This is a genomic window from Microcoleus sp. BROC3 (genome assembly GCF_036702515.1).
GTDB lineage: Bacteria > Cyanobacteriota > Cyanobacteriia > Cyanobacteriales > Microcoleaceae > Microcoleus.
Genome location: NZ_JAUBTQ010000012.1, coordinates 71,773 through 97,325 on the forward strand (window position 1 = coordinate 71,773; position 25,553 = coordinate 97,325).

Annotated in this window: 20 protein-coding genes and 1 pseudogene; 13 read left to right on the forward strand and 8 right to left on the reverse strand. The window is 46.3% G+C overall.

Translation table 11 applies throughout. The annotated features are described in order from the left end of the window. Positions 1 to 92 precede the first annotated feature (92 nt). Together QUB30_RS10235 and QUB30_RS10240 are read left to right on the forward strand one after the other, a co-directional pair. Positions 93 to 1,454 carry a calcium-binding protein gene (locus tag QUB30_RS10235; protein ID WP_333332754.1) on the forward strand — a complete coding sequence of 454 codons (1,362 nt, stop codon included), beginning with the start codon at positions 93 to 95 and terminating at the stop codon, positions 1,452 to 1,454. Positions 1,455 to 1,669: 215 nt separating this feature from the next. Beyond that, positions 1,670 to 3,025 (forward strand): calcium-binding protein, encoded by a 1,356-nt coding sequence (locus tag QUB30_RS10240; protein ID WP_333332757.1) that lies wholly within the window; start codon positions 1,670 to 1,672, stop codon positions 3,023 to 3,025. A 211-nt stretch (positions 3,026 to 3,236) separates the two neighbouring features. Here QUB30_RS10240 and QUB30_RS10245 read toward each other — a convergent pair whose 3' ends face one another. Continuing rightward, on the reverse strand, positions 3,237 to 4,601 hold the full coding sequence (locus tag QUB30_RS10245; RefSeq protein WP_333332760.1) for an MFS transporter: 1,365 nt from the start codon (positions 4,599 to 4,601) through the stop codon (positions 3,237 to 3,239). A gap of 134 nt (positions 4,602 to 4,735) precedes the next feature. Next, a complete protein-coding gene (locus QUB30_RS10250; RefSeq protein WP_333332763.1) occupies positions 4,736 to 6,877 on the reverse strand; it encodes an Eco57I restriction-modification methylase domain-containing protein in 2,142 nt (713 codons plus the stop codon). A gap of 121 nt (positions 6,878 to 6,998) precedes the next feature. On the opposite strand from QUB30_RS10250, the gene QUB30_RS10255 reads away from it, so the two are divergent. The 5 genes and pseudogenes from QUB30_RS10255 to QUB30_RS10275 all read left to right on the forward strand — a co-directional run bounded on the left by QUB30_RS10255 (position 6,999) and on the right by QUB30_RS10275 (position 11,824). Beyond that, positions 6,999 to 8,363 carry an AAA family ATPase gene (locus QUB30_RS10255; RefSeq protein WP_333332767.1) on the forward strand — a complete coding sequence of 455 codons (1,365 nt, stop codon included), beginning with the start codon at positions 6,999 to 7,001 and terminating at the stop codon, positions 8,361 to 8,363. Beyond that, entirely contained in the window at positions 8,360 to 9,157 is a 798-nt protein-coding gene (locus tag QUB30_RS10260; RefSeq protein ID WP_333332770.1) for a Rho termination factor, read from the forward strand. Before QUB30_RS10255 ends, QUB30_RS10260 begins: the two co-directional genes overlap by 4 nt. A 4-nt stretch (positions 9,158 to 9,161) precedes the next feature. After that, positions 9,162 to 9,302: pseudogene (locus tag QUB30_RS10265) on the forward strand (alpha-E domain-containing protein); the annotation flags it as partial. Positions 9,303 to 9,529: 227 nt separating this feature from the next. Continuing rightward, complete coding sequence (locus QUB30_RS10270; RefSeq protein ID WP_333332773.1) at positions 9,530 to 11,029, forward strand: family 10 glycosylhydrolase; 1,500 nt, start codon at positions 9,530 to 9,532, stop codon at positions 11,027 to 11,029. A 210-nt stretch (positions 11,030 to 11,239) separates the two neighbouring features. Next, positions 11,240 to 11,824: a Uma2 family endonuclease gene (locus tag QUB30_RS10275; protein WP_333332776.1), complete on the forward strand. Its 585-nt coding sequence runs from the start codon at positions 11,240 to 11,242 to the stop codon at positions 11,822 to 11,824. Positions 11,825 to 11,979: 155 nt separating this feature from the next. Here the strand turns inward: QUB30_RS10275 and argF are convergent, their stop codons facing one another. Continuing rightward, positions 11,980 to 12,900, reverse strand: a complete 921-nt coding sequence (argF, locus tag QUB30_RS10280; RefSeq protein ID WP_333332779.1) for an ornithine carbamoyltransferase — start codon at positions 12,898 to 12,900, stop codon at positions 11,980 to 11,982. 196 nt (positions 12,901 to 13,096) lie between these two features. Then, positions 13,097 to 14,110 carry a tRNA dihydrouridine synthase DusB gene (dusB, locus tag QUB30_RS10285; RefSeq protein WP_333332782.1) on the reverse strand — a complete coding sequence of 338 codons (1,014 nt, stop codon included), beginning with the start codon at positions 14,108 to 14,110 and terminating at the stop codon, positions 13,097 to 13,099. Positions 14,111 to 14,585: 475 nt separating this feature from the next. Here dusB and QUB30_RS10290 point away from each other — a divergent pair, with 475 nt between their 5' ends. After that, the gene (locus tag QUB30_RS10290) at positions 14,586 to 16,178 is read left to right on the forward strand and encodes a glucose-6-phosphate isomerase (protein ID WP_333332785.1); all 1,593 of its coding nucleotides are present in this window, start codon (positions 14,586 to 14,588) and stop codon (positions 16,176 to 16,178) included. Positions 16,179 to 16,241: 63 nt separating this feature from the next. Then, complete coding sequence (locus QUB30_RS10295) at positions 16,242 to 16,982, forward strand: response regulator transcription factor (RefSeq protein WP_333332788.1); 741 nt, start codon at positions 16,242 to 16,244, stop codon at positions 16,980 to 16,982. 10 nt (positions 16,983 to 16,992) lie between these two features. Here QUB30_RS10295 and QUB30_RS10300 read toward each other — a convergent pair whose 3' ends face one another. From QUB30_RS10300 to murC, 4 genes are all read right to left on the reverse strand, one after another. After that, entirely contained in the window at positions 16,993 to 17,484 is a 492-nt protein-coding gene (locus QUB30_RS10300; protein ID WP_333332791.1) for a low molecular weight protein-tyrosine-phosphatase, read from the reverse strand. 166 nt (positions 17,485 to 17,650) lie between these two features. Then, positions 17,651 to 18,001: a YbaB/EbfC family nucleoid-associated protein gene (locus QUB30_RS10305; protein WP_333234470.1), complete on the reverse strand. Its 351-nt coding sequence runs from the start codon at positions 17,999 to 18,001 to the stop codon at positions 17,651 to 17,653. Between the two features lie 62 nt (positions 18,002 to 18,063). Continuing rightward, the gene (murB, locus tag QUB30_RS10310; protein ID WP_333332795.1) at positions 18,064 to 19,020 is read right to left on the reverse strand and encodes a UDP-N-acetylmuramate dehydrogenase; all 957 of its coding nucleotides are present in this window, start codon (positions 19,018 to 19,020) and stop codon (positions 18,064 to 18,066) included. 152 nt (positions 19,021 to 19,172) lie between these two features. Beyond that, positions 19,173 to 20,726 carry a UDP-N-acetylmuramate--L-alanine ligase gene (murC, locus tag QUB30_RS10315; RefSeq protein WP_333332798.1) on the reverse strand — a complete coding sequence of 518 codons (1,554 nt, stop codon included), beginning with the start codon at positions 20,724 to 20,726 and terminating at the stop codon, positions 19,173 to 19,175. 629 nt (positions 20,727 to 21,355) lie between these two features. Here murC and nadD point away from each other — a divergent pair. The 4 genes from nadD (at position 21,356) to rfbF (ending at position 25,533) form a co-directional block, all read left to right on the forward strand. Beyond that, positions 21,356 to 22,072, forward strand: a complete 717-nt coding sequence (gene nadD / locus QUB30_RS10320; protein WP_333332801.1) for a nicotinate (nicotinamide) nucleotide adenylyltransferase — start codon at positions 21,356 to 21,358, stop codon at positions 22,070 to 22,072. Between the two features lie 190 nt (positions 22,073 to 22,262). Then, the gene (locus QUB30_RS10325) at positions 22,263 to 23,282 is read left to right on the forward strand and encodes a type I glyceraldehyde-3-phosphate dehydrogenase (RefSeq protein ID WP_333332804.1); all 1,020 of its coding nucleotides are present in this window, start codon (positions 22,263 to 22,265) and stop codon (positions 23,280 to 23,282) included. A 421-nt stretch (positions 23,283 to 23,703) separates the two neighbouring features. After that, positions 23,704 to 24,663 carry a GDP-mannose 4,6-dehydratase gene (locus QUB30_RS10330; RefSeq protein ID WP_333332807.1) on the forward strand — a complete coding sequence of 320 codons (960 nt, stop codon included), beginning with the start codon at positions 23,704 to 23,706 and terminating at the stop codon, positions 24,661 to 24,663. Positions 24,664 to 24,756: 93 nt separating this feature from the next. Further along, positions 24,757 to 25,533, forward strand: coding sequence for a glucose-1-phosphate cytidylyltransferase (gene rfbF, locus QUB30_RS10335; RefSeq protein ID WP_333332810.1), 777 nt, complete (start codon positions 24,757 to 24,759; stop codon positions 25,531 to 25,533). Positions 25,534 to 25,553: the final 20 nt, after the last annotated feature.

The window sequence follows — 25,553 nt, forward strand, 5'->3', positions numbered from 1 at the left end:
ATACAAATCTTGTCAGCTATAATGGCTGCCATTGGACAATTAGCTCAAGAAGAGAGCGATCGCAAATACCAACAAACAGAAAATATAATATTATGAGTGCCTCGCCTGCTGTTTATGAAGCTCTAGCTAAATCAATTGTTTTTTTGAATCAAAAGCCGAGCGCGCAAAATCAAGTTTCGACTTTCCTAGATACTAATGGCTACTATATCGATCGCATATTCGACGACCCCGAAACAAACTTTTATGCGATCGGGTTCGGTTCATCCAATCCCGAAAACCCGCCCGCCCTGGTATTTAAAGGTACAGACTTCATCGACGGCGACGCTATCTTTTCCGACTCGCGGGACATTGGTTTACCTGAATTTGAAAAGAACAAAGATAATATCAGAAACTGGCTGACAGAAATCGGTCAAGATACTGCTAAAAACCCCAGCAAATTATTGCCCGATGTCATCGGGCACAGTTGGGGCGGAGCAGTGGCTCAAATTGTAGCGAGCGAATACACATCTCTTTCCGGCGATATCTTTACTTTCAACTCTCCCGGAGTGTCAGCGAGTACATTCAACAATTTTCGGAAAAATCTCAGCAGGGCCGGCAACAAAAATGTCAATCACTACATTGTCAGCGGAGATTTTGTCACCTTGTTTGGCGAAGCATTTCTGCCGGGAAAAGTATTTATTCAAAGTTTTACAGACCCGAGTATTAATCCCTTAACTGTTTTGGCAAAACATCGAACCGAAAATTTATTAACTGCTCCGCCAGTCGGTTTTTTGCAGAGGCAAATTTCTGTAGAACAATTAAACAGTCGCGAGTTTGCTTATAACAACGACTCAGATTTTAACGAGTTTATCGCTGCAATGAATTTGGCCCTGCCCAATGTGTCAGTAGCCATCAGAACCAGAGGCGGCGCAGAGAGTGTGAGAACAGCACCTGAATTTTCTTTTGTGCAGTTAATCAGACAAATGCAATACGGTTTAGCTCCATTACAACCGAATTATTTATCAGGGGACGATCGCAACAATACTGCTACTGGCGGCCCTGGAGAGGATACAGTTATCGGCAACCGCGGTAACGATACTCTCAGAGGCAATCGAGGTAATGACAGCATCACCGGTGGTGCTGGCGACGACTTATTGTACGGCGGCAGAGATAACGATTATTTGGACGGTGGCGACGGAAATGATTTGATTTCCGGCGAGTTTGGCAGCGATTTTTTAATGGGCGGCGCGGGGCGCGATCGCTTTGTATTGGAATCCGGCGGCGGACCAGATGTGATTTTAGATTTTGAAGATTCTCAAGATTTAATTGCACTGTCCCGGGGTCTAACTTTTCCTCAAATTAGAATAACCCAAGGTGGTGACGGAGCTTTAATTACTATCCCGATTACTGGTGAAATTCTTGCTAGTCTCAGAGGCGTAGCTGCCAGCGATATTACGCGGGTAGATTTTGTCTAGTTTGAGGGCGATAAAAGTTGATAGTTTGAGTGGCGCGAAACCTCGGTAGGTTTGGTAGCGAGATTGTTTTTGGAATCAAAAAATATTCCATCCACTTGCCTCTAAAAAACAACTAAAAATTACCAATTAATATGGCAAATAAACGGAGTTTATTGTAAACTTAGTTAAGTAGCTTAAAAACTAATTCCCACTCAAACGACAGGAAATAAAAAAATATGCCCTCCTCCCCCGCCGCTTACGAAACTATAGCCAAGCAACTTGTTTACATAGATAACAACGCCCAGTTTCAAAATTTAGTTCAAACAGGTTTGATCGCTGCTGGCTACCAAATCGATCGCACCTTTGACGATCCCGGGACTGGATTTCACGCGATCGGCTTAATTTCCACCACCCCAGACAAACCGCCTGTTTTGGTATTTCGCGGCACCGACTCGCCCGTAGACGATCTTGCCAACGCAGACAAGCGCGGCGTCGGTTTCAACCAATTTGAAGCCAACAAACAGGCATTAGGAAATTGGCTGACCCAAATCAGTCAAGATACAGCAAAAAACCCCAGCCGCTTGCCACCAGACCTTCTCGGACACAGCTTGGGCGGTGCCATAACGCAACTAGCCGCCACTGAATTTACCTCTACTATCGGAGATGTTGTCACCTTCAATTCTCCGGGAGTTGCTCAGACTACAGTCAATTCATTTAAGCAGAAAGCCGGCACCGGAAAAAATGTAACTCACTACATAGTTAGCGGCGATTTTGTTAGTTTGGGAGGAGAAGCTTTCCTACCTGGAAAAGTAGTTCTTCAAACATTTACTAACCCGATTATCAACCCGCTACTTGTCTTGGACAAGCACAGCCAAAGCAGTTTGTTAACTTCTCCACCTCCCGGCTTGACTCAGGCCGAAATCTCTGTAGACCAGTTAAACCGCCCTGATTTCACTTTTACAGATTCCGATTATTTAGAACTGTTAGCTGGCTTAGACTTTGCATTACCAGAATTGGGAGATGCGCTGCAATCGCGCAGCACAGTAGAGCAATTGAGAACCACTCCTGGAAAAGGCTTTTTTGGAAATTTTAGGGCAATGCAAACTGCTCTAGATCTATCCCAAATTAATAATTTAGTCGGCGACGATGCCAACAATACAGCATCAGGTTTGGCAGGGGACGATATTATCACTGGCAATGGGGGAAACGACACTCTCAGCGGCAATAAAGGCAACGATATTATCAGCGGTGGCACCGGCAACGACCAGGTATTAGGTGGCAAAGGCGATGACAATTTGAACGGGGGAGAAGGAGACGATACGCTCATTGGCGCGGCGGGTTCCGATCTCTTAATTAGTGGCGCTGGACGCGACATATTTGTGTTAGGGGTTGCCGGTACAGATACACTTATAGACTTTCAAAAGGGTCAAGATTTAATCGGTTTGAGCGGAGGTTTGACCTTCAACCAAGTGAGAGTTACTGAAGGAGATTTTTCAACGACGATTGAAATTGCCCGTAACGGCGAAGTTATTGCCAGTATTCCTGGCATTCTAAGTAGTCCGCTAACAGCCACTGATTTTATTGCGATTTAGGTGGCTGGCAATACAGATCTTCGGTAGGGACACAACAATGTTGTGTCCTTATTTTATCTTATGAAGGCACGCACAATTTATACCAGTTAGTGATTAAAAACATCCATATTCCTGCTGCCGGCGCGGGTTCACCGAAATCTCGAAAAAGTAGTGCAGATATTCGTAAACCCGACCCACCCGCACCTGATAATTATAGCGATCGCACTGGATATTAATCGAAATCGTCCAGTCCAGGTCTGGGCATGGATGCTAATTTTTTCTCATCTTCTAGGGGCAGAAAGAAAATCGTCAGCATACCGGGAATCACAGCCAGCGCGCTCATCAAAAAATAATTTTGATAGCCGAGATTCGCCTGCAAGTAGCCGCTGAAAACGCCCGGAATCAGCACTCCTGCGGCCATAAAAGCCGTTGTAATTGCATAGTGAGATGCTTCGTATTCAGGGCGGACAGTCCGCATCAAGAACACTGTATAGGCAGCTACGCCAAGTCCGTAAGTAAATTGCTCGATCGAGTTTACGGCATAAGCCCATTCAATCCCCGGTTGATTAATTGCCAACAGCCAATACAGCACGTTAGTCGAATTTTGCAGAATAGCCGTCGGCCACATCCATTTTTTCAATCCTTGTTTGGCAATCAAATAGCCACCAAGCAACCCTCCTATTAACAAAAACATTACCCCTAAAGTACCGGATAATAAGCCCATATCCGACGTAGAAACTGCTAATCCTCCTTTCTCAACTTTATCCATTAAAAATGGCGGAGCCATTTTAAAAGTCAAGGCATCGCCCAAGCGAAAAATCAAGACGTAAGCCACAATCCAACCTATTTTATCTTGCTGAAAATAGGTTTTGAATGCTTCAATAAAGCTGGTAGTTTGTTGGGGGGTGTCGGATTCGAGCTCGTAATTTCGAGGATAGGGAAGATACCACCGCTGAAAGAGATATATCAGCACAAACATAATCGCACAAATGCCAAAGGCTGTCGCCCATCCGTAGTTAAGCGCAGACACGCTAAAATCCGAACCGAAAAGTGACAGTGGAATGTTTTGATAGATTTTGGTGTCGCCTGTATTTCTGGTGACTAAATGGTTTTCGGCCAGTTTCCCGGCTAAGAACACCAATAAACCGCTACCGGCAATGACAGCACCTCTATAAGCCGTGTTGCGAACCCCGACAAATAGTGCTTGTTGGTCTTTATTGAGAGTGTTTAAATAAAATCCGTCAATAGCGATGTCGTGAGTAGCTGATACAAATGCGATCGCCGTAAAGATAACAAGCGATATAATAATCGGTGCCGGCGTTAATACGCCAAAAGCTAGGAAAGCAAACAGAAAAGCACAAATGATTTCGGTTGCTAAAATCCATTTGCGTTTGGTGGAATACAAATCAACCACTGGGCCCCATAAACCTTTTAAAACCCAAGGGAAAGACAACAGACTTGTCAATCCGATGAGTTCGTTGCTGGTTCCCATACCTTTCAAAAAAATCACCGACATTAAATTAACGACGGTGTAAGGGAGACCTTGAGCGAAGTATAATACTGATACCCACAATCCAGCGTTATGCTTTTTTTCCATTGCAGAGATATTTTACCTAGTTACTTATTTGATTTACTGAGTGCGATCGACAATTCCGGTCAATTCAACCCCTGGCATCACAGTATATGCCATTCCGATGCCAGCGGCAGCCATATAAATAGTGCATTTTAGCATCATTCAGACTCGAAACTATTTTTATTTTTTGAATAAGCCTGCAAAAGATTTTCTCCGTTAAAATCAAGGAGGTAAGCGCGAACATTCTTTTCCCAGTCAGAAGTGTCATAAGTTCGCAGCAGTTCGAGAACACTTTCTTCTATCTGATATGCAGTTTTTGGACTATTCACCGGACGTTCGGGACTGTCAGAATTAACAACAATTAAACCTGCATCTAGAAACTGATGCACAGTCTGGCAGCGCACAGTTTCCCGCGTATTTGGCGCATACTTTTTACCGTATTGCTGAGCCATAAATTCCATAATTGGTGTGATTCTCCGAAGTGGAGATTTTGCCGATTCCCAAGCATCCTTTGGCTTGAGGTCAAGCAAAGCCAGAAGGGTTAAGGCGGAACGTTCGTTAAGCTGACCTTTTGGAAAACCCAGCGCTGCAAGTATTTCTAGAGATTCATCAATACGGTTCTTGATTGTCATTGGGCTATTTTCTAACGGATTGGTCGCGTTTAGCAGTTGTGTCTCGACAAGTTGATCGATCTCCCGCTGTGTAGGAAATATTTCTCCTATTTGAGCGCCAAGTAAAAGTAATTGCTCTAAATTAGGATACTTCAAATTGCGTAAATCCGTAGCATTAACTTGAGTGTGTCCGTTGAACAGTCGGAAAAACGCATCTACCAAGCTCGAATTTAGATAAACGGCCAATCCCCGCGCCAGGGTGAGGTCTAATCCGCGTCCCTGTTGGTGAAAGTAATTCAAATGGTTCTCAAAACCAAGGCGAGAACTATTAATTTTATTGGCATCCCAGACAACTGCAACAATTCGCTTTTTCTCTTCCTTTGAGGAGAAGCGCTTGCTCAAAACATAATGTTCGTTAGGTACGAGGAGTGCAGCAGTTTTTTCCGTGACAGCTAAAGCTTGATGCTTTCTCGTTGCTGTGGGATATTCAACACCGCCAGCCGAGAAGTGTGCGGGATAAATCAGCGGAACTGTACCGTTCTCAGGTTTTAGTCGCAAGTCAGAGCGAACGCGAAAATCTACAACTTTTCCGGTGGAAACTGTTAAGCCTAATTCCTCTAGTGTGCAAGTAAATTGAGCCATTTGCTCGACTACTTTCTGGCTGAAAGAATCCGGTAGAATCCGAATAAATTGCTCTGAATCTTTGGGATTAATTAGGGCCGTATAGGGCAGTTGGTGAGACAAAACCAAGTCGTCGCCAACGCTGCTGCTTGAGGTAATTAGTACAGTATCGGGCTGTTCTATTTGTTTGGTGGCGCGAACAATAATAGTTTCTTGCAGTACCGCATCATCGCGAAATGGCAACTGTCGGGATTCAAAGATATGTACTTGGCGTAAAGCCATCATTTGAAGGAATACTTTGCGGAAATCTCGAAAGTATAAACCGTTGCAAAAGCTGCGGGGAGTAATCGATACTAATTCACCGTTTGGTTTGAGCAGGTGAGCGGCAGCAACTGTGAAGCCAGCGTAGAGATTGCTGGTTTCTACTCCTATAGAACGCAGCAAGGTTCGGGCTGGGGATTTAGCGTCTATTTTAGCATATGGAGGATTGATAATTGCATTGGTAAATTCCCGTTTTACTGGTTGTGTAAATAGATTGGGCTGCAACATATCGGCGCTGTCTTGAATAAAATCAATTTCGCGGACCTCACAGGTAAAAGATATTCCAAAATGCTGACATTCAATACTGCACAATTCTAAAGTTTGCTTGAGGTATTCAATCAAAATAAGGTCAATTTCATAAGCTGTAACGTGCAGGCTGCGCGGTTTGTTTGGGCGCTGACAAAGTTCGCAAACAACTGCTGCTAACAGCGAACCAATACCAGCCCCGGCATCTAAAAGCGATATATCGGGACAGTTAAATTCAAACATTCCCGCCATCAAACTTGCGACTGAGGAAGGTGTTAAAAATTGTCCCTTTTCTCCTCTCTGGCTTTGCTGCAACTTTCGAGTTGCTTCTTGGCGCCAGCCATCTACTCGATCGAGTAAATTGCTTGCAGTTGAGGTGCTGTCCTGCGACAGGGCTAGGGTTTGAAAGTGAGGTGCTATCATTTGTTGAGAAAAGTGCGATCGCCAGTTCAGTTTATTTTCGCTTAAAATTTCACCGATGTGCAAAAATGTCAAGCGCACTATAAAATATATAACTTATCCAAAAGTATGTTGACTGTTCGTATAGCTAGAGCGGGAGGTAGCTAACGATGACACAAACTCAAACCAAGCGTTATGATTTTACTTAAGTATCTAACTGTAAATGATGACAACTATCAACTGGGGTCAAGTTTTAGATAGCATTCCAGAGAATGCCATTGAAGCGATCGTCAACTCTCAATTTGTGTCGGTTCTAATAGAAGCACTTGGATTCACTAAAAATGACCAGTTTCCACAGTTTCCAACAGGTCAGGGTGCTCAGAAAGTAGATTTCGCAGCGCGTAAAAATACTGAGAGTGAGAAGTTTTTGTTCTCTCCTGTCGCTCCCTACTTACTTGTTGAAGGCAAGGGACGGGCAATAGCGACAGGAGCTAAAATTAGCTTAGCGGAAGGTACTCCCAAATATAACGAGTCTAGGGAACAGATTAAAAGATATCTGCTATCTCCTAAATGTCAAACGGCTCAATGGGGCATTATTACCAATGGCATTCATATCCAGTTATTTCGGAGGCATGGGAAAGTTGTAATTCCAGCAACTGCTTGCACTCTGATTAACAAAAGTAATATTAGTGCCACTGTCCAACATATCAAATCTTTGATTGACAACCCGCCCCAGGCATTGACGGTTTGTATCTATAACAATAAAGGAGGAGTGGGCAAAACGACAACAACGCTCAATTTAGCATCAATTTTGCGAAAAGAGAAAAAGAAGGTTCTAGTAGTTGATTTTGATTCACAAAGAGATTTAACTAGAACTCTTGGGCTAGACGTAGGAGCTATTACTTTATCTGACTGTCTGACTGATACAAAAGCAGATGTTAACAAAACAGTTGTTCATTTTACTCACATTGACAAGCCAGGAAAAATCATACATTTTTTTGACGTGATTCCATCAAGTGAGGACATGGAAGACTTTACAGATCAGCGTCTAGCTGAATCAAAAGTTCAAAAAGGTGCAAAAAGATTGCGAGATATCCTTAAACCTTTTGTTTTTAAATATGATTACATATTGATTGATTGCCCTACCCAATGGTTATTTTTCAGCCAAAGCAGTGTTTATGCCTCTGATGTTGTTCTCATCCCTACCAAGCATAATGGATTAGCCTCACTACACAATGCAGCTAGGGTGATTACGCAGTTTATTCCTGAAATTAAAAAAGTAAGAGCAGATGGTGGGCCAATTGCCCTACCAATCTTTTTCAATGGAGAGAAGCTCACAGATCCGGCCCTTCAGACAGCCAATCAGGAAATTGGAAAAATAATTAATCAAGCTAAAAACGATGGTTTTGATCTGCTACCATATTATTGGCCTAAATCTACAAGTGGAAAAGATATTAAAACTATCTTCAGTATTCCCAGTTATGCTAGTGTTGCTAATGCTGCCTTCTCTCACATTCCCGCTGTCTTTCTCAACAAGATCGCTTTAGAACACTATTCGGGTCTAATTAAGGAGTATTTCTTAGAATGAGTAAGTATGATGACATCGGTAAGCTGATGCACCTGCCATTAGCTGATATTGAACCAGGAGAACCCTGCTCTGAATCAGAGTTTATCATCACCGCCGCAGCCGAGGCAGTTCTGCAAGCTGGCGGACACAATTGGATTCCTGTGATTGTTAAAGAAACAGGTGATTATCAATATCAAGTAGTCAGCAATTCGTTTATTTATGCAGTCGCTCAACAAGCTGAACTAGAGCGAGTCTGGTGCATAATCATTGAGCCAGAATCTAAAAACATTGAGCAAGCTAAAATTTTGGCAAGGGAAGTCATACCAAAAGTTAACCTTAGCATAGCATCAAGAGATACTATTCTCGCTGCACTTAGATATTTGGTTGCAGAACCAGGAAGTGCATTGAAGGGATTGGATGTTATTGTAGCAGCTAATCGCATTTCAGCAGCCAATCGGGAAACGTGGTCAAACTTTAACCCTGTTATCAGCTTAAAATGTGGCATTACTAAGGGTAAAAAGTTGGATGCACTTGCCAAAGTCTTCTTTCTATCGCCTGCTCCAGTTGCACCGCCACCGCCAGCACCTGAAATAGTCAGTGTGAAACGTGCATCAAGAGATGAAATTTTTGACCGTCTCAACTATTTATCAACTAATAAAATAGGCGGCTTTGAAAATATTGATGCCGAAAAAACTGCCGATGCTATCTTCACCGCGAATAAAGGCAAGTGGAAAAGCCTAACTCCAATTTCCAAACTTGAATGCGGCATTGATACAGCCAAAATGAAAATCATTAAAACCGTATTTAGCCTGTAAAACTATGTTAAGTGGTGTAGCGGATTCAATTTACTGGCTCAACCGCTATATTGAAAGATCGGAAAATATCGCCCATTTTGCCGAGGTCAATTTTAATCTCATTCTCGACTCTCCCAGCGGTATTACTCAACTATTTACCGATCTGCCCAATTAATTTACCATTGTGCGAAAATGTCAAGCGGACGCTCAAACCAAAAGTCCGTAAAGGATTGTTAAACGCTCTCTCACACATTTCTGATGCGAAATACCAAAACATTCTTTTTGTCAAGCTTGTTCCTGATTGGCTTAACAATTAGTTTTCTGCTGACTCCTGGTTGGTTCTCAAACTTCCCATCCCGCGCGATCCTCTTCGAGGGCTTCGCTAACGCAACTATGCCCCCGCAAACCCAAACCGCCGAATTTCGAGCCTTCTGGGTGGACGCCTTCAACCCCGGCTTCAAAACGCCTCAAGAAGTCACAAAATTGATCGCAGACGCGCAGCGGGCCAATGCCAACGCGATCGTCGCCCAAGTCCGCCGCCGTGGCGATGCTTTTTACACGAGTGCGATCGAACCCCGCACCCTCGATCCCAACGTTCCCCCCGGTTTCGATCCCCTGCAAGATTTGATTGACAAAGCCCACGCCGCAGGCATTGAAGTACACGCTTGGATGGTGACGCTGCCTGTGGTTTCGGGTACCAAACTTCCCGCCGGTCACGTTTGGCAACAACACGGGCCTTCGGCCCCAGGGAACGACAATTGGGCGATGCTGACTTACGGTGGGGAAGCCCAAGGCTATCTCGATCCCGGTCATCCAGACGCCGTAGATTATACTGTTTCCGTCTATTTGGACTTGCTGAAACGCTACGATGTGGACGGCGTACAGTTGGATTATGTGCGCTACGGCGGGCCGACTTGGGGCTACAATCCGACTTCGATCGCCCGTTTCAATCAGCAAACAGGTCGATCGGGCAAACCCGCACCCACCGATCCCGCGTGGATGCAGTGGCGGCGCGACCAGGTAACAAATTTGGTGCGAAAGCTTTATGTAGAAAGCCTTGCGATTAAACCGCGCGTTAAAATTACCGCCGCCACGATCGCCTGGGGAGACGGCCCGCAAAACGATGCAGGGTGGTATCAAACGCAGCCTTACAAAGAAGTATTGCAAGATTGGCGCGCTTGGCTGGAAGAAGGGATCGTAGACATGGCGATGCCGATGACTTACCAGCGCGAGTACAAACGATCGCAAAAACTCGCTTACGACAACTGGATCGAGTACGCCAAAGACCACCAGTACAACCGCCAAATTGCGATCGGCCCCGGCAATTACCTCAACTACATCGAAGACACCCTAGCCCAGGTACGCCGCGCCGAACAGCCGTCTGCAAAAGGAAATCACGTAGCGGGTACGGTGCTTTATTCCTACGCTAGCAGCAACGTGTACACGAATGTGGAACTGCGATCGGGCGGTAGCGGTGATTTGCCCCGCCAGCCTTGGAAATACGTTCCCCAAAGCAACGATTTGTTTTACACCGCGCTTTCTGTGCCGAGTCAATACGTTGATGCTGCGACGGGCAAAACCTATGAAACTCAGCCTGTGTGGGCGACAGCAGCAGCCGTTCCCGATATGCCTTGGAAGTCGCGGCCGACTACAGGTGCGATCGCCGGAAATTTGCAGCGGTGCACTCGAAATTGCGACGGTGCTAGCTTGACATTGCAGTCGATCGATGCTGTTGGCCAGGTGCGCCAACTGCGCGCCGATGGTAAAGGATGGTTTGGGGCGATCGAGCTTTCTCCGGGAACTTATCAGTTGAAAGTTGACGGAAGTCAAATTCAACAAACAGTTAATGTTCTCGCCGGTGAAGTAACAAAAATCAATCTCGGAGCATCTTAACTCGTCTACTCGTCTACTCGTCTACTCGTTACCAGGCTCTGCCTGGTAACGCATATCCGGAGGCTGTGCCTCCAATTTCCATAAAAGCTTCCGAGGCAGAGCCTCTAGATATCGGTTCCCAGGCAGAGCCGGGGAACCAGTTAAATCCGTTAATATCATAAGCTAAAATAAAATCATCCCACATCTAATTATAAATTTATCAATCGAGATATGCTAACAACAGACGCTGCTTTTACGCTCCGTAAATGGACAGTTAAAGAGTATCACAAACTGGGAGAGATGGGATTTTTTTACCCAGAGGAACGAGTCGAATTACTTTCAGGAAATATCATCAAAATGAGTGCAAAAGGAACTGCTCATACCTCCGCTTTAGGGCGTACAGATAGATTGCTGCAAAGCCTTTTTGCAAATCTGGCGTGGGTACGAATGCAAGATCCGATCGCCCTTGATGACAATTCTGAACCAGAACCGGATATCGCCGCAGTCAGAATTGATCCTTTTGACTATGCGACTCACCATCCCACTCGCTCAGAAGTATATCTAATTATCGAAGTGGCAGACAGCAGCTTAACTTTCGATCGCGAAATTAAAGCCAAAATTTACGCGCGATCGGGAATTGCCGATTATTGGGTGCTAAATGTGGGCGATCGACAACTCCAGGTTTTTCGAGAACCCGCGGTGGATGGGTATCAAAGCGAAGTAATTCTTGGGGAAGCTGCGAGCATTTCACCGATCGAATTTCCCGCTTTCAATATCGCAATTCAGGCAATGTTGCCCCCTCTGGTATCAAATTGAAGACGGCTGTATCAATTGTCTTCGTTTGTGAATTATGTTTTTTTTGTTAACCGCAGAGGGCGCAGAGGGCGCAGAGAAAGAGAATAGAAGAGATGGAGAGAATGGCTTTTCTCTTATTCTTCATTCGGGGGATTCTTCTCTTCCCTTCTCTATTCCTAATCGCTTTCTAGAATGCTTGCCAGCAAAGCCTGCTGAGCGTGCATCCGATTTTCTGCCTGATCCCAAACGCGCGATTGACTGCCTTCAATCACTGCATCGGTAATCTCTTCATCCCGGTGTGCGGGCAAACAGTGCAATACAATTGCATTCTTATCTGCTAACTTCAGCAATTGTTCATTTACCTGATAGGGTTCAAACAAAGGAATCCTGATTTTTGCTTCTTCTTCCTGTCCCATACTCGCCCAAACATCAGTATAAATCACTTGAGAATTCTTAGCAGCAGCTTCCGCATCAGCAGTTACAGTAACTTCGGTTTTTCCCTGAGCAATTGCCTTAGCTTTTGCCACAATATCAAGATTCGGCCCGAACTCTTCAGGACAAGCAATTCTGACATTTATCCCGGTCATTGCACAGCCCAACATCAGCGAATTTGCCATGTTGTTACCGTCGCCAAAATAAGTCAGTGTCAATCCTTCTAGCTTGCCAAAACACTCTTTTACTGTCATTAAATCCGCCAGCACTTGACATGGGTGTTCGTCATCTGTCAGCGCATTAATTACAGGAATTTTCGCATAATTGGCAAAAGTTGCTAAGTCCTTTTGCTCGAAAGTCCGAATCGCCAAAATGTCTAAATATCTGTCTAAAACCCTGGCTGTATCTACCAAAGGTTCCCCGCGGCTGACTTGTGTAACGTTGGGATTGAGGTCAATCACTTGCCCTCCCAATTTATACATTGCCACCGTAAAACTTACCCGCGTTCGCGTTGAAGCTTTGGAAAATAACAAGCCGAGAACTTTATTGCGTTTCAGCTTGACCATTCCCGATTTTAAACTGGCTGCTAGATCCAGCAAATAATTTAATTCGTCAATGCTTAAATCTGCCAGACTTAATAAATCTCGCCCTTTTAAGGAATCCATGCTTTCCCCCACACACAAATTTTTAACTTTGTCTTAAATCTTAGCCCGCAGAGGTGGGTTTTGTTTATTTTAGCTTGCACCATTCTCAAGAACAGGCAAGATGCCTGTTCCACAAAGATTAGATTTTATTGTGGGGTGGGCAGGAGAGCCCGCCCGTGAAACGCTTATTAACAATGGTGCAATATCTAAGTTTATTTCAACTTGCGGGCAATTGCTCGATCGCGCGATCGATCGAATCGCAACCTTGTTCAACCGTTTCTACCACAGCCAACACGCCCCGCAATTCCCCAGCGCCGGGGAAACCCTTAGCATACCAGGTTAAGTGCTTGCGCGCTTGGCAGACACCGCTTTCACCTTTATATTCCCACAAAGCCCGCAAATGTTCCTTAGCACATTCGAGGCGTTCAATTGGTGTCGGAGCTATCTTTTCTTCACCAGTTTTCAAGAAATAATCAACTTCTCCCACCAAAAAAGGATAGCCCAAAGTTCCCCGCGAACACATCACTCCATCTGCCCCGGTTTCTTCCAGACATCGCATCGCTGCTTCCACTGAAAAAATATCCCCGTTAGCAATAACTGGAATCGATAAAACTTCTTTGACTCGGCGAATCCACTCCCATTTTGCCGGGCCGGTGTAACCTTGCGATCGAGTGCGGCCGTGCACGGTAATCATTTTTGCTCCCGCATCTTGCATCCGCTTCGCAAATTCCAAAATATTAATTTCTTTGTCAGTCCAACCGATTCTAGTTTTAACGGTGACAGGAACATCTACCGCTTCCACAACAGCCCGCACAATTGCCTCGGCCGTTTCCGGGTCCCGCAGCAGGGAAGAACCGCCACCGTTTTTAGTAATTTTGTTAACCGGACAGCCCATATTAATATCAACTGTATCCGCTCCTTCTGCCACAGCTTTCTGGGCCGCTTCTGCCAAGAAATCCGGCCGGCAGTCAAACAATTGAATGCTAATCGGGCGCTCGTTCGGGTCAACTTCCATAATTCTCGGCAGTTGCTTCACGTAGTGCAAACCCGTAGCGTTCACCATTTCCGTGTACATCATCGAATCCGGCGCGTAGCGGCGCACCAGGCGGCGAAATACCAAATCGGTAACGCCGGATAAGGGCGATTGCAGGACGCGGCTTTTAACTTCAAAATCGCCGATTTTGAGCGGAGTTGCTAACCTTTCTTTTAATTCGGGAGATAGAGCAAGCATAGTCGATCGCACTTTTATTCTAATATCTGTATATTATACTACACTTCAGATAGTTGACCGTTGTTAACTATATTTTTAGCCGATTATTGAGTGACAGCTAAAAGTATATTTAACCTGACGGCAATGCCTATTTTACAGATCCCGATCGCCCGAATTTGAATATTGTTAAACCAGTGCCCAAAGCCCAACCTCGACCACATTTAAAACTCTGTGCTGCTGCTGCTTGACTTTCGATCTATCTATGGGGTGTTGCCATCAATCGGGGATCTACCTACTAAGAGTGTTCCCCAAGTCATATTTTTGTTGTTTAATTCTGCCGAATGGTTTGGCTGCTTTCGGCGCAGGCTGCCTTCAGACGACTAATGCTTAAATTTATTGGGATTCTGCAAAAGCCGTACATCAGATCGTTTTAAACTACAATTGGTGGATTCCTGACGACCCCGATCGAACATTAAAAAAATTGTAGAGAATTCCTATGGACGCCGCAGCACTCTGGCAACGCTATCAAGACTGGCTTTACTATCACGAGGGATTGGGACTTTACCTCGATATCAGCCGCATGGGATTCGACGACGCTTTCGCAGCAGCACTGAAGCCCAAATTTGACAAAGCTTTCAAAGACATGGCAGCTTTAGAAGCAGGTGCGATCGCCAATCCCGACGAAAACCGCATGGTGGGCCACTACTGGCTGCGAAACCCCGATTTAGCTCCCACTCCAGAATTAAAACAAGAAATAGTCGAAGGGATATCACAAGTCGAAACATTTGTCAAGAAAGTTCAAAACCGCGATATTAAACCGCCCTTTGCTCCGCAATTTACCGACATAATTTCGATCGGCATCGGTGGTTCTGCCCTCGGCCCCCAATTTGTCGCCGAAGCTTTATCCCCAGACATTCCGCCCCTAGCAATTCATTTTATCGACAACACTGACCCGGCCGGGATCGATCGAATCCTCAACAAAATCAAAGACAAACTCGCCAGCACCCTAGTAATTACTATCTCCAAATCCGGCGGCACCCCCGAACCCCGCAACGGTATGATCGAAGTTCAAAAAGCCTTCGCCGCCGAAAAACTGGATTTTGCCAAACAAGCAATTGCCATCACCGGAGTTGACAGCCAACTAGACAAATTAGCCAAATCCGAAGGCTGGATCACCACTTTTCCAATGGCAGATTGGGTGGGAGGACGCACTTCCGAATTGTCAGCAGTCGGACTTTTGCCAGCAGCTTTGCAAGGCATCGACATTCGGGCGATGCTAGACGGCGCTAAAGTCATGGACGAAGCTACCAGAACCCCCGAAATTAAAAACAATCCCGCCGCCTTGTTAGCAATGTCCTGGTATTTTGCTTGCAACGGACGTGGCGAAAAAGATATGGTAGTTTTGCCTTACAAAGATTCCTTGCTATTGTTCAGCCGCTACTTGCAGCAATTAGTCATGGAATCGATCGGCAAACAGGAAGATTTAGACGGCAATACAGTTCATCAAGGAATCGCAGTTTACGGCAACAAAGGCACCACCGACCAACACGCTTACGTCCAGCAACTGCGAGACGGCGTGCCGAATTTCTTCCTAACATTTATCGAAGTTTTGGAAGACAGGCAAGGCATTTCCCCAGAAGTAGAAACCGGCGTCACTTCAGGAGATTATTTGTCGGGTTTATTGCAGGGAACTCGACAAGCTTTGTACGAAAATCACCGAGATTCCATTACTGTCACAATTCCCCAAGTCAACCCTCGGACAGTAGGAGCATTAATCGCCCTCTACGAAAGAGCCGTAGGTTTTTACGGTTCCTTGGTGAATGTCAATGCCTATCACCAGCCAGGGGTTGAAGCAGGCAAAAAAGCTGCCGCTGCTGTATTGGACTTGCAGCAACGGGTACTGCAAGTGCTCAAAGACGCCCAAAAACCTCTGTCTGTAGCAGAACTAGCCAAAAAAGCAGGAAGACCAGAGCAAATCGAGACAATTTACAAAACTCTGCGGCATTTGGCAGCCAACGGGCGCGGCGTAGCTTTGGAGGGCAAATTAGGACAACCGGCTACTTTAACTGCAAGTTATCAAGAGAATTAAACAGTAGAATTAAACATTAAAAGTGAAATTAGTCACTTTTAATGTTTAATTTTTAATTCCCCCATGCCATTAACGATTCTGGTTGCTGACGACGATTTCGCGACTCGCTTGTCAATTACTGATTATCTAGAAATTACCGGATACTCTGTAATAGCTGCTGAGAACGGCAAAGAAGCTTTAGGCCTGGTAGATGAATTTCAGCCCCACTTGATTGTTACCGACATTACAATGCCCGAGATGGATGGCTACGAATTCGTGCGGCGAGTTCGGACTCGTCCCGCTTTCCGCTTGCTGCCGGTGATTTTTTTGACGGAACGCACGAGCACGCAGGAACGGATTCGCGGCTATCAGATGGGGTGCGACAATTATCTGGCTAAACCTTTTGAACTCCAGGAATTGGGGGCGGTTATTCGCTCTTTGCTCGATCGCTACGCTTTAATCGCTCAGGCCCCCTCTCGTTCCCCGGAACCCGAACCAATGCCAACAGAGGCACGCAGCAGAGCCAATGGCAAGCCAGAAGCGGATTTTTCAACTCAAAAGTCAAAGACAGGCGATTCCCTACGGGATAGCTCCGCTTCACGGGCATCTCCCAGCCAAAATGCTCCGACTTTGACTCAGCGAGAGCGGCAAGTCCTAGATTTGCTGACAGAAGGTCTTTCTAATATTCAAATAGGCTCCACACTCCACCTCAGCCCTCGAACGATCGAAAAGCACGTCAGCAGCTTGTTCAGAAAAACCGACAGCAACAACCGAGCAGAACTCGTTCGCTTTGCGATGGAACACCATTTAGTCGGTAATTGGTAATTGGTAACTGTTAATTGGTAATTGTTAAATTTTCCTGATTTATAACGTACTCCAACAAACCTTCGGAAGCATCGTGCAGCAAATCAATTACTCGATCGAATCCCTCCGGGCCGCCGTAGTAAGGATCTGGCACTTCTTTAAGGTCGTATTTCTGGCAAAAATCGCACATCAGCCGCACTTTATCTTTATACTTTCCCGTAGCATCCAGGGCAAGAATATTGCGATAATTGTCGCGATCCATAGCCAGAATCAAATCAAAATTTTCAAAATCTTTCCTGGTAAATTGGCGGGCTTCGCCTAACAATTCAATGTCTCGCTTCCGCGCCGCCAATGCCATCCGCCTGTCAGGGGGACTGCCAATGTGATAGCTAGCTGTTCCGGCCGAATCGCAGGTAATGCGATCGCTCAAACCAGCTTGTTGAATTAAGTGATTCATAATATTTTCTGCTGAGGGCGATCGGCAGATGTTTCCGAGACAGACAAATAATAATTTATAAGACATTAAATTAGTAATTGATAATTAGTAATTGGTCAGCGGAAGGAAGAAAGAAAATTTTTCCTTTCTCCTTTTTCGCAATGTTTCCTGATTCAGAGAAATCAATCAGTCATTAGCTATAGAGCCATTTTTAAACACAGATAGCTAATAACTAATGACTGATGACTGATGACTAACCGAAACCGGGGAGATTCAGTCCGCCGGTGAGTTCTTCCATTTTCTCCCGCATCGTCATCGTAGACTTAGCGTAAGCATCCTGCATCGCCACAGTGACGAGTTCAGAAACCACATCAGCACCTTCACCGAGGGCATCCGGTGAGATTTCCACGCGGCGGGGTTCTTGGTTGCCGCTAAGAAAAACCTTGACCAAGCCGCCGCCGGCAGTTCCCTCAATTTCCATTTGATCCAACTCTTCTTGGAGCTTTTTAGCTCCTTCTTGAACCTGCTGAGCTTTTTTGAAAGCTTCAGTCAGTTCTTTCATTTTGCCCAGGCCGAAGCCAAATCCTTGTCCTGATTTTGTCATAGCTACTTTGTGATGGTGTGTGGGCTGGCAGTCTGCCGTTTCCTTATTACTTTAATAATGCCCTAGAAGGGAAACTCTCCCAGTATTCTAACTTCTGGCTCCAACAACAGCGACCACCGCTGCTCGACTTGCTGTTGAACGTGGCGGATCACTTGAAAAATATCATTGGCCGTTGCCGACCCGCAGTTAAGAATAAAATTAGCATGGCGCTGAGCTACTTGCGCCCCGCCGATCTGATATCCCTTCAGTCCCGCTTGTTCGATGAACCAACCTGCAGTCTTCGGGCCGGGGTTGCGGAAGACTGAGCCACAGCTCGGTAAGTGGTAAGGTTGAGTTGTCCGCCGCTGGCTGAAATGGTCATTAGTTTCTGCCATTACTTGCGATCGGTCAAATCCCGGCTGTAACTGGAAAGTCGCTTCTGTTACTAGCCGATCGCCCCCTTGCAGCACCGAAGTCCGGTAGCGGTACTCCAACTCTTGGGGAGTCAGAATTTCCACCTTGCCACCAGGGGAGAGGACGCGAGCGTTGACCAGAATATCAGCAGTACAGCCTCTGTGAGCGCCTGCATTCATCACCACAGCCCCTCCCACGGTGCCCGGTATGCCGACTGCCCATTCTAGACCTTTCCAGCCCCGTTTAGCAGCCAACCAAGCGAGGCGGGGAATTGACTCCCCCGCCCCCGCTGTAACTTGACCTGTTTCTGGATTAAAATTCACCTGTTTGAGGTAGCGAGTGCCGACGACCAAACCGGACAAACCCCGATCGCTCACCAACAAATTAGAACCTGCACCCAGCAGAGTCACCGGCATCCCTTCATCGTGTGCCCAGGCAAAACTCGCTTGCAAAGCCTCCATACTACGGGGAGCAATGTACCACTCGGCCGGGCCGCCGACTCGGAACGAAGTCAGGCCTGCCAGCGAAACTTGGGAGTTAATCTTGCAATCAGTTCCCCGCAAAGAAATAGGAGAATACACTCGCCGATTGTCCTTAACAGAGGAGTCATTCGAGATAGTCACCATCTTGAAAATCCTTAAAAATACCTGCGCTCGAAGACGTGGTTGAAAATTCATTTACCTAACTTATGCCGCCCCTGTGAGCGAGCCTTTCAGCAGTGTCGGTATAACCTGCACCGCCCTGGCTGTGGCTCAACTCTTTTGGGCGTGCGATTGAGCTAATTCGGGCGATCGGCTTGTTGATAAAAAGCCATAACCTCTGGAATAATCTGATTCAGATTGCCAGCACCCAAAAACAGAGCCAAATCCCCCGGTTGCAGATTTTCGGTTAAAAACTTACTTACCGACTCCAGGGAAGGCCCAAACTCAACCTTTCGACCTTCTTTAGCAATCAAATCAGCAACCTGCTGCCCGCTAATTTCTCCTAAATTCGGTTCTCCAGCACTATAAATATCGCAAGCCACAACCAAATCAGCATCCCCAAAAGATTGAGCAAATTCTGGCAAAAATGTCAGAGTCCGGCTGTAACGGTGCGGTTGAAAAATCGCAACCACTCTTCGGGATTTGGGATTTTTTTCGCTACCTTCAATGCGCAAGCGAGCCGCCGCCAAGGTGACACGAATTTCGCTAGGATGGTGGGCGTAGTCGTCCACAAACAGGATGTCATTGTGAAAACCCCGCACCTCAAAACGGCGGCGAGCTCCTTCAAAACCAGCAATCGCTTTGGCAATCGCCGAAAACTCTAACCCCAACAATCGACCCACTGCTACCGCAGCTAGTGCATTGCTGAGATTGTGTTTGCCTAGCAACTTCAACTCCATTTCCCCCAGGAAAGCTCCTCGCTCCCAAATGCCAGCCTTGGTGCTTTCGGATCCGTATTCCACGCCTGAAGCCGTATAGTCAGCACCGCTGTTTTGCTGCAAGCTGTAGCTGACATTAGGCTGAAGGCAATCTTTGACGATTTGGTCGTCAATGCAGCCCACCAAGGTTTGACAGTTTTGGGCAAACACCTTAAATGTGTCTATTACCTGGTCGAGGGTATCGTAATGGTCTGGATGATCGAGTTCCACATTCGTCACTATGCCAATTTTGGCTACTAGCTTGACGAGAGAACCGTCGGATTCATCAGCCTCGGCAACTAAGTAGGGCCCTTCCCCCAAACGGGCATTGCCTTCCCAAGCATTTACCTCGCCTCCTACCACAATCGTCGGGTCTAGACCCGCAGCCATCAGCATGAAACCGATTAAGCTGCTAGTAGTAGTTTTGCCGTGAGTCCCAGCTACGGCTATGCTTTGGTAATCTTGAATTAACGCTGCCAACACATCCGATCTATGAAAAATCGGACAGCCCAAATCTAAAGCAGCTCGATATTCGGCATTTTCCGGGTGAATTGCCGTCGAACATACTACTTGAGGCAATCTTGGAATTGCTTGGGCGCTTGAACCGTTGCCGTTCAATTTGGGAGCTTGGGCTGTCGCGACGGAAGTCCCTGCGGTGCCAGCGACTGCCGAGGATACGACCCCAAGCGCCCCCCGGTCGGGACTACTACCGTTGAGGGCAGTTTGAAATAATTCAAAATTGCTGGCGTCTTGACGCCAAAAAATGTGAGCTCCCATTCCTTGCAAGCGCTCGGTTATGTGACTCGATTTAATGTCCGAGCCGTACACAGGCAACTTGCGTTTAGCTAGAATGTAGGCAAGGGCTGACATCCCAATCCCACCAATGCCGATGAAATGAAATGGTCTACCGTTGAAATCAACAGAACTCGGCATCTTCGCTCCTCACACACCACACCACGCCAATAACACGCGATATCATATCAAGAATTGTTTTTTCAGGATACAGTTCGCTAGAGATTTTGTACAAAATTCTCTGCGCGTCCCTAGATTTGCGGGACTTGTAGAGATGTTTGTCTTGTATCCTATATGACTTAGTACCGAGTAGTTTTCCGGAACAGTCACAGCTCGAAAATTGCAGGTCAGAGAGAATGGGGTCTGGGGTCTGGGCCAACAGACGAATTTTGAGCGGTTACATACTCCTGCATTCTTTCTATTTCTATCCGCCTGCTGTGCTGGGATACGGCAGCAAAAGCCCCACAACCTTTTTACCAAGATTGAGGGTAAAACCCATAAGGATTTACAAACACTACCACGAACAACAAAATTTCGCTCATTTTGTAGTCATTTATCTAGTGGTACGGTCATTTTTTCTTGAAAGTGAGAGATTGACTCGATCGCAACTCAACTACAGCAACTATAGATAGTATGTGTTCTCACTTAATTGTATATATACCAAGTTATGCAGTTAGTCGAATAAGTCGAAAAGCGATAGAGCTTACGGGTAAAACGATACAAACATAAAATTTGGGCGATGTCTCTACTAATCCTGATTTTTGGGAAATATGGCGAAAATAGCGATTTTGGGGGGGACTTTTGACCCGGTTCACTGGGGTCACGTGTTGGTGGCCCAGACGGCTGCGAGTCAATTTAATCTCGATCGAGTCATTTGGGTACCGGATCGCTCTCCTCCTCACAAGTGGCGTCCGAATTTGGCAAGTTTTGAGCAGCGCCGGGAAATGCTCGCTCTCGCGATCGCCGATCGCCCAGACTTCCTGCTTTCGCCGCCGGAAGCCAATCCCAGAGGCAGTTCTTTTGCGATTGACACCCTGCTGTATTTGCAAAAATTGTATCCAGGGGACGATCGGTGGTACTGGATTATTGGTAGCGACGCACTCCTTACTCTCCCCAAATGGCATCGGTGCATGGAAATTGCCGGGTTGTGCGACTGGTTGGTGGCCCCGCGTCCGACTCAGGGAGATCCAGAGACAGGAGAAAGCCAGGAGATTGAGGGAGTGTCGGAGTGGGGAGATTGTCCGAGTGGAAAACCCATCGATTCCGGGGGAGACAGGATGCAGGTTCAGGCAAATGCTGTTGGCCGGCGAGTTGCCGAACAAATGGCTCTTCTGGACGTGGAAATTCACTGGGAGGTGCTTTCGATGGCGGCGATCGAAATTTCGTCGAGCCACATCCGCCGCTGCTGCGCCGAAAGGATCGACCTCCGCTACTTAGTCCCGGAAGTTGTCGGCAGTTATATTGCAGCCCATCAGCTTTACCAGTAACCAGCGACAGAAAGCCTAATGCCTTCTGCCTTGCAATTTCAGCCTTCTAGAAAAGTTCAAGCTTTTTTGATCGACACAAAAAGTTAGAAAGGATCGACCTTTGCGATATGATCTTGTCTCATAAGTCAATTCTTAAATTTTTTCAAAATTTAAGCCTGAGCTAGAGGCTGCCATCGTTAGGAGGTACAAGGTGATTAGAGTCGCGATCAATGGTTTTGGACGTATCGGGCGCAGTTTTGCGCGCTGCTGGCTGGGCAGAGAAAACAGCCAGCTAGAGTTGGTAGCTATTAATGACACTTCCGATCCCAGAAGTAATGCTCACTTGCTCAGATACGATTCCATGATGGGAACGTTGAAGAATGTGGACATCAGTGCGGATGAAAATTCCATTACTCTCAACGGCAAGACAGTTAAATGCGTGAGCGATCGCAACCCGCTAAACTTGCCTTGGAAAGATTGGGGTATTGATCTGATTATTGAATCGACCGGCGTCTTCGTTGACCAAGCTGGTGCATCGAAGCATATCACTGCCGGCGCTAAAAAAGTGCTAATTACCGCTCCCGGCAAGGGTTCTGAAGTTGGCACTTATGTGATGGGAGTCAACCACCACAACTACAAGCACAGTGACTACACAGTCATCAGCAATGCTAGCTGTACTACCAACTGTCTGGCTCCTGTACTGAAAGTGCTGCACGAAAATTTTGGCATCGTCAAAGGCATGATGACCACTACCCACAGCTATACTGGCGACCAGCGCTTGCTGGATGCCAGCCACCGCGACTTGCGGCGGGCCCGGGCGGCAGCAATGAATATTGTGCCGACTTCTACCGGAGCAGCCCAAGCTGTGGCTTTGGTGATTCCAGAATTGAAGGGCAAGTTAAACGGTATCGCCATGCGCGTGCCGACTCCCAATGTTTCCGTAGTCGATTTTGTGGCTCAGGTAGAGAAAAAGACTTTTACCGAGCAAGTAAATCAAGTGTTCAAAGAAGCTGCCTCTGGCTCCATGAAAGGGATTTTGGAGTACAACGATTTGCCTTTAGTTTCCTGCGACTATCGCGGAAGTGATGCTTCTTCGATTCTGGATTCCAGCTTAACGCTGGTGATGGATGGCGACATGGTGAAGCTGTTGGCTTGGTACGACAATGAATGGGGCTACAGTCAGCGGGTGGTTGACTTGGCTGAATTGGTCGCCCAAAGATGGGAAGCCTAGTACCCAAAGGCAGAAGGCATTAGTCATTCGGCAGAAGGTAAAAATGCTGATATTTTGTACTTTTGAGTCGATTTCTAGCTGACTGATTATTTCTGTTTTCGAGCGGTAGAGACTTTTGGCAGTCGATAGTTGGCGAGTACAAAATGAAATATCGTAGGGACATGGCAGTGCCGTGTCCCTACGATATCCTTATGCTGCTACTCCCAGCTATCGATCGAACTTTTTGCAATCATACTTCGATCCGGCTTTCGGGTCTGCTTGATGATAAATTTGTTGTTGGTTTTTAGTAAGCGCTTAAACTTGATATGGTAAGTCCTGGGAAAATCCCAAATATTAAAAATAATAAAAATTACGACTATAAAAGTTAAACAACTGGAAAAATAGCAACAGCTACGGTATAGTTTTGAAAGCAAAATGTGATATGAAAAAAGCGTTAATTAGCGGTATATCAGGTCAGGACGGAGCTTATTTAGCTAAACTGTTGCTCGATCGAGGTTATGAAGTTTGTGGCACCTCCAGGGACGCCCAAATGTCTAGTTTCGGAAACCTGGCCCGTTTGGGCATCCGAGATAGAGTAAAACTAGAATCCATGTCTCTCAACGATTTTCGCAGCGTCTTGCAGGTACTAGCGAAAATTGAACCCGACGAAGTGTATAATCTAGCAGGTCAAAGTTCCGTCGGGCTGTCTTTTGAACAACCAGTAGAAACCCTTGAAAGCATTGCCACAGGAACATTAAATCTGTTAGAAGCAATTCGGTTTACAGGCGGTAAAATTAAACTTTACAATGCCAGTTCCAGCGAATGTTTTGGGGATACCGGAGGCAGTGCAGCGGATGAAAATACCCCCTTTCGTCCCAGAAGCCCCTACGCCGTGGCAAAAGCAACAGCATTTTGGGAAGTAGCGAATTATCGGGAAGCGTACAATTTGTTTGCGTGTTCTGGTATTCTGTTCAATCACGAGTCGCCGCTGCGACCGGAGAGGTTTGTTACCCAAAAGATTGTATCTGTTGTCTGCCGAATTGCTGCGGGTAGTTCCGAAAAACTGCATTTGGGAAATATTTCAGTGCAGCGGGACTGGGGTTGGGCTCCAGAATATGTGGAGGCGATGTATTTGATGTTGCAGCAGCAAGAACCGGACGATTATGTAATTGCCACGGGTGTAAGTTATCCTTTGGAGAAGTTTGTGCAGACAGCGTTTGTTTCTGCGGGTTTGGATTGGCAGGAACATTTAGTAACCGATGCGAGTCTTTACAGACCGACAGAGATTGCTGTTGGGAGGGGAAATCCGGGTAAGGCAAAAGAAAAATTGGGCTGGGAGGCAAAATATAAAATGCCCGATGTGGTGCGGATGATGGTAGAGGCGAGGATGGCTAAGGTTTGAGGATTTTTTCAGAAAAGATAGTTCTTGGTTTGCAACAATAAATACCTGTTGTGAACGATCGGCGGTTGTGTACAATTTTCAAGATGTTAAACCATGCAAGTAGTTATATTAGCCGGCGGTTTGGGGACACGTCTCCGAGAAGAAACAGAATTTCGTCCTAAGCCGCTAGTAGATGTGGGCGGATATCCGATTCTCTGGCATATTATGAAAACCTATGCCCATTACGGTTTTCGCGAGTTTATTGTGTGTTTGGGCTATCGGGGCAACATGATTAAGGAATATTTCCTGAATTATGAAGCCATGAATAATGATTTTACTATTTGCCTGGGCCGCCAAAATCAGATTACCTATCACGAGGAGCACCGCGAGCAAGATTTTAAGGTGACACTGGCTGAAACAGGCCCGGACACCATGACTGGGGGGCGGGTGAAACGTGTGGAGAAATACATTACTGATGATACCTTTATGGTGACATACGGTGATGGAGTTGCTGATATCGATATTGGGGCGCTGGTGGATTTTCATAAGTCTCACGGTAAGCTAGCAACTGTTAGTACAGTGCGTCCGATATCTCGATATGGGATTTTAGATGTGGACAACAAAGGCAAAGTTCTGGAATTTACGGAAAAACCTCAAATAGATGGCTGGGCTAGTGCGGGATTTTTGGTACTTCACCGCAGCATATTTGAGGCGTTGAGCGGGGATGATTGTTTTTTTGAGCGAGAGCCACTAGAGCGGTTAGCTGCCCAGGGACAATTGATGGCGTACCGCCACGAAGGTTTCTTTTTCGCGATGGATACTTACCGCGAGTATAAATATTTGAACGAACTTTGGGATAATGGAGAGGCTCCTTGGAGGGTGTGGGAATGAGTGAATTTTGGCGCGATGTT